12 protein-coding genes are annotated in these 12,142 nt (G+C 65.6%); 2 read left to right on the top strand and 10 right to left on the bottom strand.

What is annotated here, in order from left to right:
* Position 1: 1 nt before the first annotated feature.
* The gene (locus tag GKC28_RS21680; RefSeq protein ID WP_174149070.1) at positions 2 to 964 is read right to left on the bottom strand and encodes an aldo/keto reductase; all 963 of its coding nucleotides are present in this window, start codon (positions 962 to 964) and stop codon (positions 2 to 4) included.
* A gap of 136 nt (positions 965 to 1,100) precedes the next feature.
* On the opposite strand from GKC28_RS21680, the gene GKC28_RS21685 reads away from it, so the two are divergent.
* Both GKC28_RS21685 and GKC28_RS21690 read left to right on the top strand, forming a co-directional pair.
* Positions 1,101 to 1,544 carry a hypothetical protein gene (locus GKC28_RS21685; protein WP_254604344.1) on the top strand — a complete coding sequence of 148 codons (444 nt, stop codon included), beginning with the start codon at positions 1,101 to 1,103 and terminating at the stop codon, positions 1,542 to 1,544.
* 3 nt (positions 1,545 to 1,547) lie between these two features.
* Complete coding sequence (locus tag GKC28_RS21690; protein WP_174149071.1) at positions 1,548 to 2,783, top strand: HlyD family secretion protein; 1,236 nt, start codon at positions 1,548 to 1,550, stop codon at positions 2,781 to 2,783.
* A 66-nt stretch (positions 2,784 to 2,849) separates the two neighbouring features.
* Here GKC28_RS21690 and GKC28_RS21695 read toward each other — a convergent pair whose 3' ends face one another.
* From GKC28_RS21695 to GKC28_RS21735, 9 genes are all read right to left on the bottom strand, one after another.
* Positions 2,850 to 3,200: a VOC family protein gene (locus GKC28_RS21695; protein WP_254604346.1), complete on the bottom strand. Its 351-nt coding sequence runs from the start codon at positions 3,198 to 3,200 to the stop codon at positions 2,850 to 2,852.
* 184 nt (positions 3,201 to 3,384) lie between these two features.
* The gene (locus GKC28_RS21700; protein ID WP_174149073.1) at positions 3,385 to 4,461 is read right to left on the bottom strand and encodes a BMP family ABC transporter substrate-binding protein; all 1,077 of its coding nucleotides are present in this window, start codon (positions 4,459 to 4,461) and stop codon (positions 3,385 to 3,387) included.
* Between the two features lie 65 nt (positions 4,462 to 4,526).
* On the bottom strand, positions 4,527 to 5,447 hold the full coding sequence (locus GKC28_RS21705) for an ABC transporter permease (RefSeq protein ID WP_174149074.1): 921 nt from the start codon (positions 5,445 to 5,447) through the stop codon (positions 4,527 to 4,529).
* 4 nt (positions 5,448 to 5,451) lie between these two features.
* Complete coding sequence (locus tag GKC28_RS21710) at positions 5,452 to 5,769, bottom strand: hypothetical protein (protein ID WP_174149075.1); 318 nt, start codon at positions 5,767 to 5,769, stop codon at positions 5,452 to 5,454.
* Positions 5,769 to 6,851 carry an ABC transporter permease gene (locus GKC28_RS21715; RefSeq protein WP_174149076.1) on the bottom strand — a complete coding sequence of 361 codons (1,083 nt, stop codon included), beginning with the start codon at positions 6,849 to 6,851 and terminating at the stop codon, positions 5,769 to 5,771. Before GKC28_RS21715 ends, GKC28_RS21710 begins: the two co-directional genes overlap by 1 nt.
* 42 nt (positions 6,852 to 6,893) lie before the next feature.
* Positions 6,894 to 8,411, bottom strand: coding sequence for an ABC transporter ATP-binding protein (locus tag GKC28_RS21720; RefSeq protein WP_174149077.1), 1,518 nt, complete (start codon positions 8,409 to 8,411; stop codon positions 6,894 to 6,896).
* Entirely contained in the window at positions 8,408 to 9,343 is a 936-nt protein-coding gene (gene xdhC / locus GKC28_RS21725) for a xanthine dehydrogenase accessory protein XdhC (RefSeq protein ID WP_174149078.1), read from the bottom strand. The genes GKC28_RS21720 and xdhC overlap by 4 nt, the downstream gene beginning before the upstream one ends.
* A complete protein-coding gene (gene xdhB / locus GKC28_RS21730) occupies positions 9,333 to 11,627 on the bottom strand; it encodes a xanthine dehydrogenase molybdopterin binding subunit (protein ID WP_174149079.1) in 2,295 nt (764 codons plus the stop codon). The genes xdhC and xdhB overlap by 11 nt, the downstream gene beginning before the upstream one ends.
* Positions 11,624 to 12,142, bottom strand: a 519-nt coding sequence (locus tag GKC28_RS21735) for an FAD binding domain-containing protein (RefSeq protein ID WP_174149080.1), incomplete at its 5' end; no start/stop codon positions are given. The genes GKC28_RS21735 and xdhB, both read right to left, overlap by 4 nt.

Here is a 12,142-nt window from a genome sequence, read left to right on the forward strand (position 1 = left end):
TCTAGTCCTTGTGGTCTTCTTGTTCTTCCAGCCGGTCGGTGGCCGGTGCCGGCCGGGGGCTGAGCGCCTCGATGGCGGTGTAGAGATCGCGGTCCATTGCGTATTCCAGCGCCGCCAGCGAGGGCTGCAGCTGTTCCGCGTTGCGGGCAGAGATGATCGGTACCGGCGCGGCGGGGTGGGCAGCGGCCCAGGCCACGGCAAGGGTGGCAGGATGGGTGCCGCGCTGGGCAGCCAGCTCAGTCAGCGCAGCGGCAGTCTGATGCATCGAGGCGGGGCTGTAGCGGACGCTGTAGCCCTTGTCCTCGGTGATGCGGCCGCTGCCGCCGGCGGCGTATTTGCCGGTCAGAAGACCGCCGCCAAGCGGCGAGTAGGGCACTGCGGTGATGCCCTGGTCGGCGCACATCGGCAGGATTTCCACCTCTGCCTGCCGTTTCACCAGTGAATACATCGGCTGCAGCAGATCGATGGAAATGCCGGAGGCCAGCCCCGCCATCTGCGCCTTCATCACCTGCCAGGCGGCGAAGTTGGACAGCGCCGCATAGCGGATCACGCCTGCGTCCTTGAGCGCGGCGAAACACTCCATGGTCTCGCGCAGATCGGTGTGCGGGTCGAAACGGTGCAGGTAGAAGACATCGACCATGTCCAGATCCAGCCGGCGGCGGCTTTCGTCCAGCTGGGCGCGCAGGTTGGCGGCCCCGGCGCCGCCCTCATACCCCGCCTTGGTGGCAATCAGCAGCCGGTCGCGTTCGCTCTTGATGAAGCGGCCGAGGATCCGTTCGGAGCTGCCATCGGTGTAGACCCAGGCGGTGTCGAAATGGGTGATGCCGGCGGCGCGGCAGGCGGCGTACATGTCTGCCGACTGCGCTTCGGAGGCGCGGCTGCCGAACTGCATGCAGCCAAAGGCAAAACGGCTGGCGGGGGTGCCATCAGGGCTGGTGAGGGGCGTGCGTGGGCTCTGTGTCATGGCCGGAGAGTGGCACGCAAGGCCGGGCAGGCAAAGGGCAATTCCGGCGCTGGCAGACAAAATGCTTGGTCAAAGCGCCGGGCAGTGCAACTATTGGATGCAGTTCAAGAAAATAATTTGAGACGGGGGACGGACGATGACCACGCCCAATGCACATCCGATGGCTGCGGGGCATATACCTTCATATGTCACCGCGGCGGACGGCAGCGATTTCCTGTTCACTTTCATGGCGGTGTTCACCATCACCCTGATCCTGCTGATCGGGGTTGCCTATTTCACCCTGCACGCGCTGCCGGAGAAGATGGCACACAAGAGCAATCACCCGCAGTTCCAGCTGGTCGGCATTCTGGCGCTGCTGGCGCTGTTCACCCACAACAATATCTTCTGGGTGGCTGCGATCCTGATGGCGGGCTTCCAGATCCCGGATCTGGCTGCACCGCTGCGCTCCATTGCCGATGCGGTCCGGGGCCTGGGGAAGGAGCCCGAGACCCCGGTGGCGCAGGGCGTGGACAGCCCGGATGCGGACAAACCGGACACGCCTGCGCCGGTGCAGGCGGAACCCGTGGCAGAAGGGCACTGAGAGATGATTGAGACACTGCTGTGCGCGCTGGTCACCATCCTGCCCGACTTTTTGTTCCGCCGCTTTGTGCAGGGCAAGCGGGTCGGCCAGGAGCTGACGCTGTTTTCCGTCTGGTATGAGCTGCGCTGGGGCCTCACGGCCTGCGTGATGCTGACACTGATGGTGCTGACCACGCTGTTCTACTTCCATCCGGCGACCAATACGGTGGCCTCATACTTCCGCACCGTCACCATCCTGCCGCAGGTCGGCGGCCGGGTGGCCGAGGTTTATGTCGTCAACAATCAGGAAGTGAAGGCAGGCGACCCGATCCTGCGGCTGGAGGGGCTGTCGCAGAAGGCGGCGCTGGAATCCGCCCGGGCGGCGATTGCCCAAGTGGAGGCCTCGCGCAAGCTGGCGGACACCGACCTGGCCCAGGCGGAGGCAGGCATTGCCCAGGCGCAGGCGGCGCTGGCGCAGGCGCGGGATGATCTGGAGCGCAACCAGGCGCTGCGTGACCAGGGCTCGGCCGCGGTGCGACTGACCGAAATCGAGCGGCTGGAAAATCTTGTCGACCAGCGGGCGGCCTCTGTCGAGGCGGCGCGGGCGGAAAAGGCGGCAGTAGAGCAGCAGATCGAGGTGCTGATCCCGGCCCAGATGGCCAGCGCCGAAGCGCAGCTGCAGCTGGCGCAGGCGGAACTGGACAAGACGCTGGTCAGCGCCGGTGTTGACGGGCGGCTTGAACAGTTCGCGCTGCAGGTCGGCGACTATGTCAGCCCAGTGCTGCGCCCGGCGGGCATCCTGGTACCGCTGGACTCTGGCCGCAATCGTTTCCAGGCGGGCTTTAACCAGATGGCGGCACAGGTCATCAAGCCCGGCATGATCGGCGAGATCGGCTGCATGACCAAACCTTTCACGGTGATCCCGATGGTGGTGGTCGGGGTGCAGGACGTGATCGCCACCGGCCAGCTGCGTCCCACGGATGAGCTGCGCGACCTGCAGAACATGCGCGCGCCCGGCACCATCACTGTTTTCATGGAGCCGCTTTACGAGGGCACCGCAGAGGTGCTGCCGCCGGGCAGCAACTGCCTGGCCAATGTCTATACCAGCAATCACGAGCGGCTGGAGCATAATGACAGCATCGGCACCGCTGAGTGGGCCTTCCTGCATGTGGTGGACACCATCGGGGTGGTCCATGCGGCAGGTCTGCGGCTGCGTCTGCTGTTGATGCCGGTTAAAACGCTGGTGCTGTCCGGCCACTAAGGCAGGTCCAGCCGGAAGGACAAGAAAGGCGGGCCTTCGGGTCCGCCCTTTGCTGCTTCTGGAGGGTCAGTCAGCGAAACACAGCTTGTTGCCGTCCAGATCCCGCACATAGGCTGAAAACCGCGGCCCGCGCTGCCCCGGCTCGCCCTCGCAGGAGCCGCCCAGTTCGATCGCCTTCTTGTGCAGCCGGGCGACTTGGTCCGCGGAGCCGAGGCTGAAGCCCGCCATGGTTCCGTTGCCATTGGTGGCGGGGGCGCCGTCAAAGGGGAGGGCAGCGGCAAAGGCAAATTCGTCCTTCAGCCAGTAGGTCATCCGGTCACTGGGCCGGACCTGGGTAAATCCCTGGTTCTCAAAAAGCGCGTCATAGAATTTGATTGCAGCATCCATGTCGTTGGTGCCGACAACGAAGTAATTCATTTTCAAGAGCAATCTCCAATGTGCCTGAGCGTGCCGCGGGCAGATTCCCGCGGGCTGCTGGAGCGGGGAGTACAGCAGGACAGTGACAAGGCGTGTCAGCAGGCTTTGCTGAAATCAGCTGTTCTTGGGGCAACAAAAAAGGCCCGCCAAGTGGCGGGCCTTTGTGCGTCATAGGAGGGGCCGCTTACTGCGGGATGTCACCCTCGATGCCTTCGACATAGAAGTTCATGCCGGCCAGGGTGCCGTCATCGGCGACCTCACCCTCCGCCAGCCAGGCGGAGCCGTCCTGCTTGTTAAGCGGGCCGGTGAACGGGTGGTAGGTGCCGTTGGCAATGGAATCCTTGATCGCCAGGGCGGCCTCTTTCACCTCGGCCGGAACCGCGTCGGTGATCTCGCCGATGCCGACCATGCCGGCGCCGATGCCGTCCCAGGTGTCAACCGACTCCCAGGTGCCGTCGATCACGGCCTTGGTGCGGGCGATGTAGTAGGGCGCCCAGTTGTCGATGATCGAGGAGACGCGCGGCTTCGGGGCGTATTCCGACATGTCGGAGGCCTGGCCGAAGGTGATCACATTGCCTGCCGCCTGCGCAGCCGCCTGCGGCGCGGTGGAGTCGGTGTGCTGCAGGATCACGTCGGCGCCCTGTTCGATCAGCACCTTGGCGGCGTCGGCCTCTTTCGCCGGGTCGAACCAGGTGAAGGCCCAGACGATCTTGAACTGGACGTCGGGGTTCACCTTCTTGGCGTGGATATAGGCCGAGTTGATGCCGCGGATCACTTCCGGGATCGGGTAGGAGCCGATGTAGCCGACGATGTTCGATTCAGTCATGTGGCCCGCGATGGTGCCCTGCACCGCACGGCCCTCGTAGAAACGGGCGGAGTAGGTCGAGACGTTGTCGGCGCGCTTGTAGCCGGTGGCGTGCTCGAACTTCACGTTCGGGAACTTCTTGGCAACGTTGATGGTCGGATCCATGTAGCCGAAGGAGGTGGTGAAGATCAGGTCAGCGCCTTCCAGTGCCATCTGGGTCATCACCCGCTCGGCGTCCGGGCCTTCGGCCACGTTTTCCACATAGACGGTTTCGACCTGATCGCCGAACTCGGTCTCAACCGCCTTGCGGCCCTGGTCGTGCTCATAGGTCCAGCCGCCATCGCCGACGGGGCCGACATAGACAAAGCCCACCTTGGTCTTGTCTTGCGCCCAGGCCGCGCCTGCAGCCAGGCCAAGCGCCACCGCGGCGCTGGTCAGGAGTTTGGTCAGTTTCATCAAAGGGACTCCCCAGTTGGTTTTGGTTGGCCCCGGCAGCCGGGGCGGGCAATGAGCCCCCCGCGTCAGCGGGAGGCGTGGAAGTTGCGGCCGAGCGAGGCGGGTGCGCTGCTTTTGTCCGCGGAAAGGATAACAAGCACAAGGATCGTAATAAGATAGGGCGACATTGCCAGATACTCGACCGGGATGGCAACGCCTGCCGCCTGCAGATTGAGCTGCACCACGGTGACGCCGCCGAACAGATAGGCACCCAGCAATGCGCGCCAGGGTTTCCAGCTGGCGAACACCACCAGGGCGAGTGCAATCCAGCCGATGCCGGCGGTCATGCCCTCGGTCCACTGCGGCACCCGGATCAGGCTGATGTAGGCGCCGCCCAGGCCGGCGCAGGCACCGCCGAACATGATTGCCATCAGACGGATCTTCAGCACCTTGTATCCCAGCGCGTGGGCGGCGTCGTGGTTTTCGCCCACCGCGCGCAGCACCAGGCCGATGCGGGAATACTTCAGCACCCACCAGACCGCGGCGGTCAGCGCGATGCCGAAATAGAGGATAATGTCATGGCCGAACAGGATCGGGCCGACAACGGGCAGGTCGCTCAGCACCGGGATGTGGATGTCGCCCATCTGCGGCGGCTTGATGCCGACGTAGGACTGCCCCATCAGCGCCGACAGGCCCAGGCCAAAGAGTGTCAGCGACAGGCCGGAGGCGACCTGGTTTGCCTGGGCAAACTGAGTGAGGATGGCAAACAGGATCGACAAGGCGGCACCTGCGATGGCGGCGGCGATGAAGCCGAGAAACGGCGAGCCGCTTTCCACCGCGGTGGCAAAGCCTGCGATGGCACCGACGATCATCATCCCCTCGACCCCAAGGTTCAGCACGCCCGCCTTTTCGACCACCAGCTCGCCGATGGCGGCCAGCAGAAGCGGGGTTGCCGCCACCATCAGCGAGGCGATGAGCAGGACCGGGTTGATTGCAGAAAGATCCATGTTTTCAGCTCCGTTCGCCGCAGATGCGGGCGGTCATTTCGTTCAACAGCCTGCTGCCCATTCCACCGGGCCAACGCGGATCGTGCTGTTTCAAAATGGCCCAGAAAATACTCATGCTCGCCGGAAGCTCAGGCGAAGAAGTTTCGCCATTAGCTAGGCAACTCCTGCAAAGGCTGTCCCATTCATGCAGGGCTGCAATGGCGTCCTTATTGGCGCGAATGTCTGCCTCCAGCAAACGCAACTGACTTTCGTTAGCCTCCAGCACGATATGCTTTTCAGTTTCGGGGTCCCACATTCGCAGAGAGCGCAGCACTTGTCCCATCACGCCACCTCCGGCTTGCCGATTGCGATGCGGAAATTGGTGAGCAGGTCAAAGGCCAGCAGGAAGAACAGAAGCATCCCCTGGAAGACCTGGATGGCGGCTGCGGGCAGCTGCAGGTTCGACTGGGCGATGTCGCCGCCAATGTAGGTCAGCGCCATCAGCCCGCCTGCCAGCAGGATGCCTACTGGGTGCAGGCGGCCCAGGAAGGCGACGATGATCGCGGTAAAGCCATAGCCCACGTTGAAGTCGATGGAGATCTGGCCCGAAGGCCCCGAGACCTCGAACATGCCGGCCAGCCCCGCTAGCGCGCCGGAGGTGCCGAGGCAGAACAGCACCAGCCGGGTGGGGTTGACGCCTGCGAACTTGGCGGCCCGCGGCGCCTCGCCGGTCAGGCGGATGTGGTAGCCGGTCATGTGGCGGTTCAAGAGCACATAGGCAAAGATCACCGCAATCAGCGCCGCCACCACGCCCCAGTGCATGCCGGAGCCCGCGATCAGCTCGGCGTTATGGGCGGCGTCCCAGGACTGCAGGTTGCGGGAGCCGGGGAAGCCGAAGCCCTCGGGGTTCTTCAAAAGGCCCAGCGAGACCGAGGCTAGGAACTGCTCGGCGACATAGACCAGCATCAGCGAGACCAGGATTTCATTGGTGCCGAAGCGGGTTTTCAGGATGGCTGGGATCATCGCCCAGAGCCAGCCGCCGAAGGCGCCGGCGATGACCATGAATGGGAAAATCAGGAAGGATTCTGAGGGGTAGAAGGCAAGGCCTGCGCCGGCGCCGAAGATGGCGCCCATGATGTACTGGCCCTCGGCGCCGATGTTCCAGATGCCCGCCCGGAAGCCCAGCGACAGGCCGATGGCGATCAGCACCAGCGGCGCGCCTTTCACCAGCAGCTGCGGGCGGTAGTAGAAGGCGAACTCGCCGAACAGCGGCTCCCAGAAGATGGTGCGGATCGCCTCTACCGGCGGTTTACCAAGAACAGCGAACAGCAGGCCGCCAAAAAACATCGTCGCAAGCACCGCCACCAGCGGCGTCGCCATCGACCAGGCGCGCGACGGCTGCGGCCGTTTCTCAAGCCGGATCATGAAGCGGCTCCCTGTTTCTTCTTTTGATTTCTGTTGCGGAGGTCAGACATGCGCCACCTCCATGCCGTGGGCGCCGCCCATCATCAGGCCGATCTCGTCCACCGTCAGGCCAGCGGCTTCGCGCGGGGCGCTGAGGCGGCCTTCGTTCAGGGCGGCAAAGCTGTCGGAAATTTCCATCAGCTCATCCAGGTCCTGGCTGATGCAGATCACCGCGGCGCCCTTTGCGGCCAGGTCCAGCAGCGACTGGCGGATGGCGGCGGCGGCGGCGGCATCGACGCCCCAGGTCGGCTGGTTCACCACCAGCACGTCCGGGTCCTGCAGCACCTCGCGGCCGATCACGAATTTCTGCAGGTTGCCGCCTGAGAGCGACCGAGCAGCATTGCCGGGGCCGGGGGTGCGGACGTCAAACGCCTTAATGATGCGCTCGGCAAAATCCGTGGTAGCCCCCCAATCGAGAAAGCCGTTTTTCTCCAGCCCTTCGCGCACGGAGCCGGTGAGCATGGCGTTCTCGGTCAGGCTCATGTCCGGCGCCGCGGCATGGCCGAGCCTTTCCTCGGGGGCGGCCAGAACCCCGAACCTGCGCCGGGCGGTGGGGCCGAGCCTGCCGATCGGCTTGCCGTGCAGCTTCACCGCGTCCGCGTCGGTCAGGGTTTCGCCCGACAGCACGCCCAGCAGTTCGTCCTGGCCGTTGCCGGCAACACCTCCGATGCCGAGGATCTCGCCCTTTCGGACTTTCAGATGTACGTTCTTCAGCGCGGTGCCAAAAGCCGACGGCGCGGGCACCGACAGGCCGGTTATGTCCATCGCCACTTCGCCGAACTCCCGCGCCGCGCGCTGGGGAGTTTGCAGCGAGCTGCCGACCATCATCTCGGCCATGTCGCGGGCCGAGGTTTCCGAGGGGGTGCATTCGCCCACGTTCTTGCCCAGCCGAAGGATGGTGGCGTGGTCGCACAGGGTGCGGATTTCCTCCAGCTTGTGCGAGATATAGAGGATCGAGGTGCCCTCGGACTGCAGTTTCTGCAGGGTCTTGAACAGGATTTCCACCTCCTGCGGCGTCAGCACCGAGGTCGGCTCGTCCATGATCAGCAGCTTGGGGTCCTGCAGCAGGCAGCGGATGATCTCGACCCGCTGGCGTTCGCCCGCGGAGAGGTCGCCGACGGTGCGGAACGGATCCAGCGGCAGGCCGTAGGTTTCCGACACCTCGCGGATGCGGGCGGCGAGGTCGCGCATCTCCGGCGGGTTTTCCATGCCGAGCGCGATATTCTCCGCCACGTTCAAAGCGTCAAACAGCGAGAAGTGTTGGAACACCATGGCGATGCCGTCGGCGCGCGCCTGGCGCGGCTCGGCGGGTTCAAAGGGCTGGCCGCGCAGCAGCATCTTGCCGCTGTCGGGTTTCACCAGACCGTAGATCATCTTGACCAGTGTCGACTTGCCGGCGCCGTTTTCGCCCAGCAGGGCATGCACCTCGCCCTCGCCGATGTCAAAGGAGACGGAGTCGTTTGCCACCACTCCGGGGTAGGCCTTGGTCAGGCCCTGCAGGCTCAACAGTGGTACAGTCACGCGCGTGCGCCCTCTCTCTGTTCGTCTTCTTTTCCGTGCCGCAGCAGCTGCGCAGCCACGCCGACCGCAATCATCTGCGGATGTTTTCCAAGGTCCGGATCGCCGATCGGGCAGGTGATCCGGGAGATCTGTTCCGGGCTGTGGCCCAGGGCCGCCAGGCGCGATCGGAACCGCGCCCATTTGGTTCTGGAGCCGATCAGCCCGGCGAAGGCAAAGCCGCGGCCCAACAAAGCGTGGCATAGCGCCAGATCCAGCGCGTGGGAATAGGTCAGCACCAAATGCGCAGCGTTTTCAGGTGCATGCGGCACAAGGAGCGCAACGTCAGCGGCCGGGACCGCGGTAACGCCTGCCGGGATGTCCGCCGGGAACCGCTCTGGCGCGGTGTCGGCCCAGGTGATCTGCAGGTCCGGCAGCGGCGCCAGCACGTTCACCAGCGCCCGGCCGACATGGCCCGCGCCCCAGATCCAGACCGGGCGGCTGGGACGGTGGACCGGTTCGATCATCCAGCCGTCCACCAGCTGCGGCTCGGGGGGGACGCCCTGGCTGCGGGCGGTGGCAAGAATGCGTTTCACCGCCATCGGCACCGGCGCGGGGGAGGCCGGGCGGGCGATGACGTCGCTGTCCAACCCGTCCAGATCTGCGGCCTCGTAAACTTCGCTCAGCAGGGTGACGGCACCGCCGCAGCACTGGCCCAGGTCCGGCCCCAGCGCGTGGGTGCTGAAGTGCTTGGGCACCATCTGCGCCCGCGCGGCTTCTGCGGCCTCATATTCCAATGTGCCGCCGCCGATGGTGCCGCTCTGGCCGTCCTGCCAGACCAGCATGGCGGCGCCTGGTTCGCGCGGGGAGGAGCCGCGGACGGCGGCGATCACCACCCGGGTCACGCGGCCGTGCGCGGCGACCGCCTCGCGCAATGCCTGAACGTCAAATCCCATCGCGCACTCTCCGGATTGCGCGCCAGACTTCCTCTGCCGTGGCGGGGGCGTTCAGTGCCGGGTAGGCATCGCCAAAAGCGGAGACCGCATCGCTGAGCGCCAGCCAGGCGGAGATGCCCAGCATGAAGGGCGGTTCGCCCACCGCCTTGGAGCGGTAGATGGTGTCCTCGCGGTTCTGCCCGTCCCAGAGTTTCACGTTGAACACGTCGGGCCGGTCTGAGCAGGCGGGGATTTTGTAAGTGGAGGGCGCGTGGGTGCGCAGGCGGCCCGCGTCGTCCCAGACCAGCTCCTCGGTGGTCAGCCAGCCGGCGCCCTGGACATAGCCGCCCTCGATCTGGCCCACGTCCAGCGCCGGGTTCAGCGAGGCGCCGGCGTCATGCAGGATATCGCAGCGCAGGATGCGGTTCTCGCCGGTCAGGGCATCGACGGCAACTTCGGTCACCGCGGCGCCATAGGCGAAGTAGTAGAACGGGCGGCCCTGGCCCCTGATCCGGTCCCATTCAACCTTGGGCGTCTTGTAGAAACCGGTGGCGGACAGGCTGACGCGGCCCTGGTAGCAGAGCGCGGCGGCCTGAGCGAAACTCATCTCGTCCTGGCCGATGCGGACCTGGCCGTTTTCGAACACCACGTCGCCGGGGCGGGCCTGGTGGTGCAGCGCCAGATGCTCGGCCATGCGGTCGCGGATGGTTTCGCAGGCGGCCTTCACCGCCATGCCGTTGAGGTCGGAGCCGGAAGAGGCGGCGGTGGCAGAGGTATTGGGCACCTTGCCGGTGTCGGTGGCGGTGATCTTGACCTTCTCCAGCGGGATGCCGAAGCGGCTGGCGGCGACCTGCGCCACCTTCTGGAACAGGCCCTGGCCCATCTCGGTGCCGCCGTGGTTCAGATGCACCGAGCCGTCCTGGTAGACATGCACAAGCGCGCCGGCCTGGTTGAGGTGGGTGAGGGTGAAGGAAATACCGAACTTCACCGGCGAGAAGGCGATGCCGCGCTTCAAGTGGGTCTGGCCCTTGTTCCACTCTGCGATCGCAGTCTTGCGTGCCGCGTAGTCGGAGGAGCGCAGCAGATCCGCGGTCATTCCGTGCAGCTCGAAATCCGTGACTTCCATGCCGTAGGGCGTGGTGTTGTCCGGATTCGCCTGTGCCGGTGCCGCATAGTAGTTCCGCTGCCGCAGCTCTGCCGGGTCGATCCCGAGGTCATGGGCGATGTGGTCCATCACCCGCTCGATCCCGACCATGCCCTGCGGGCCGCCGAAGCCGCGGTAGGCGGTGGCGCTTTGCCGGTTTGTGCGCAGCCGGTGGCTTTCGATGCGGATGCTGGGGATCAGATAGGCGTTGTCGCTGTGCAGCATCGCCCGGTCAGCGACCGGCAGCGACAGGTCCTGTGCCCAGCCGCAATCGACCAGATGCAGGAACTCGATGCCCTGCAGTTTGCCGTCGCCGTCGAATCCGGCGCGGTAGGAAATGCGGAAGGCGTGGCGCTTGCCGGTGATGACCATGTCGTCGTCGCGGTCATAGCGCATCTTGCAGGGCTTGCCGGTCAGCCGCGCCGCGACGGCGCAGGCGACGGCGAGCGCGTTGCCCTGGCTTTCCTTGCCGCCGAAGCCGCCGCCCATGCGGCGGGTCTCGACCCGGACGGCGTGCATCGGCAGGCCGATGGCATCGGCCACCTTGTGCTGGATCTCGGTCGGGTGCTGGGTGGAGGAGAAGACAAGCATGCCGCCATCCTCCTGAGGCCAGGCCATCGCGGCCTGGCCTTCGAGGTAGAAATGCTCCTGGCCGCCGAGCTCAAACGTGCCTTCGACGGTGCGCGGGGCGGCGCCGATTGCAGCGGCGGCATCGCCTTTCTGATAGATGCGCGGGCCTTCCTCGAACCGGCTGTCGGCGGCCAGGGCTGCGTCGAGGGTCAGGAGGGCGGGTTCTTCCTTGTAGTCGACCTTGCCCTCGCGGGCAGCGATGCGTGCGTTGCGGTGGCTGTCTGCCACCACCAGGAACACCGGCTGGCCGACGTAGTTGACGGTGCCTGCCGCCAGCAGCGGCTCGTCATGGATCGACGGGGAGACGTCATTGGAGAACGGCAGCCCCTTGGCGGTCATCACCGCAGCCACGCCGGGGCTGTTCTGCACATCGGTCAGGTGCATGCCGGTGATGTGGCCGCGGGCGATGGGCGAGATGCCGAAGGCCAGATGCAGGGTGCCGGCGGGGGAGGGGATGTCATCGACGTAGCGGGCGGCACCTGTCACATGCAGTTCGGCGGCGTCGTGGGGGAGGGGTTTGGAGACGCTCATGATCTCACCTCCAGCACCGAGACCGGGGTGCCGTTCAGCTCGTCGAAGTAGCGCAGCAGCAGGTTTTTGGCGGTCACCATCCGGTATTCGGCGGAGGCGCGCATGTCATCCATCGGGGTGAAGTCGCGCTCAAATGCGGCGCAGGCGGCGGAGACGGTGGCCCGGGTCCAGGGGCGGCCGGTCAGGGCGGCCTCCACATGGGCGGCGCGTTTCGGGATGCCGGCCATGCCGCCGAACGCTATGCGGGCGGCGGTGACGGTGCCGTCCACCACGGTCACGTTGAAGGCGCCGAGCACGGCAGAGATGTCCTGGTCGAACCGCTTGGAGAGCTTGTAGACCTTGAGCGTGTCGGGGTGGCGCGGAAAGCTGACGGCCTCGACGAACTCACCCGGCTGGCGGTCCTGCTTGCCGTAGTCGAGGAAGAAGTCCTCCAGCGGCAGTTCGCGGCGGCTGTTGCCCTTGCGCAGATGCAGGGTGGCATCCAGCGCGATCAGGGCGGGCGGGGTGTCGCCAAT

Origin of the sequence: Leisingera sp. ANG59, from assembly GCF_013317235.1 — a bacterium.
In the GTDB taxonomy this organism is placed as follows: domain Bacteria; phylum Pseudomonadota; class Alphaproteobacteria; order Rhodobacterales; family Rhodobacteraceae; genus Leisingera.

What these genes read in the sequence shown, in the direction of transcription:
- GKC28_RS21700 (WP_174149073.1), bottom strand. Translation starts at nt 4,461, where the DNA reads ATGAAACTGACCAAACTCCTGACCAGCGCCGCGGTGGCGCTTGGCCTG.
- GKC28_RS21685 (WP_254604344.1), top strand. Translation starts at nt 1,101, where the DNA reads ATGACCACGCCCAATGCACATCCGATGGCTGCGGGGCATATACCTTCA.
- xdhB (WP_174149079.1), bottom strand. Translation starts at nt 11,627, where the DNA reads ATGAGCGTCTCCAAACCCCTCCCCCACGACGCCGCCGAACTGCATGTG.
- GKC28_RS21710 (WP_174149075.1), bottom strand. Translation starts at nt 5,769, where the DNA reads ATGGGACAAGTGCTGCGCTCTCTGCGAATGTGGGACCCCGAAACTGAA.
- GKC28_RS21690 (WP_174149071.1), top strand. Translation starts at nt 1,548, where the DNA reads ATGATTGAGACACTGCTGTGCGCGCTGGTCACCATCCTGCCCGACTTT.
- GKC28_RS21695 (WP_254604346.1), bottom strand. Translation starts at nt 3,200, where the DNA reads ATGAATTACTTCGTTGTCGGCACCAACGACATGGATGCTGCAATCAAA.
- xdhC (WP_174149078.1), bottom strand. Translation starts at nt 9,343, where the DNA reads ATGGGATTTGACGTTCAGGCATTGCGCGAGGCGGTCGCCGCGCACGGC.
- GKC28_RS21715 (WP_174149076.1), bottom strand. Translation starts at nt 6,851, where the DNA reads ATGATCCGGCTTGAGAAACGGCCGCAGCCGTCGCGCGCCTGGTCGATG.
- GKC28_RS21680 (WP_174149070.1), bottom strand. Translation starts at nt 964, where the DNA reads ATGACACAGAGCCCACGCACGCCCCTCACCAGCCCTGATGGCACCCCC.
- GKC28_RS21705 (WP_174149074.1), bottom strand. Translation starts at nt 5,447, where the DNA reads ATGGATCTTTCTGCAATCAACCCGGTCCTGCTCATCGCCTCGCTGATG.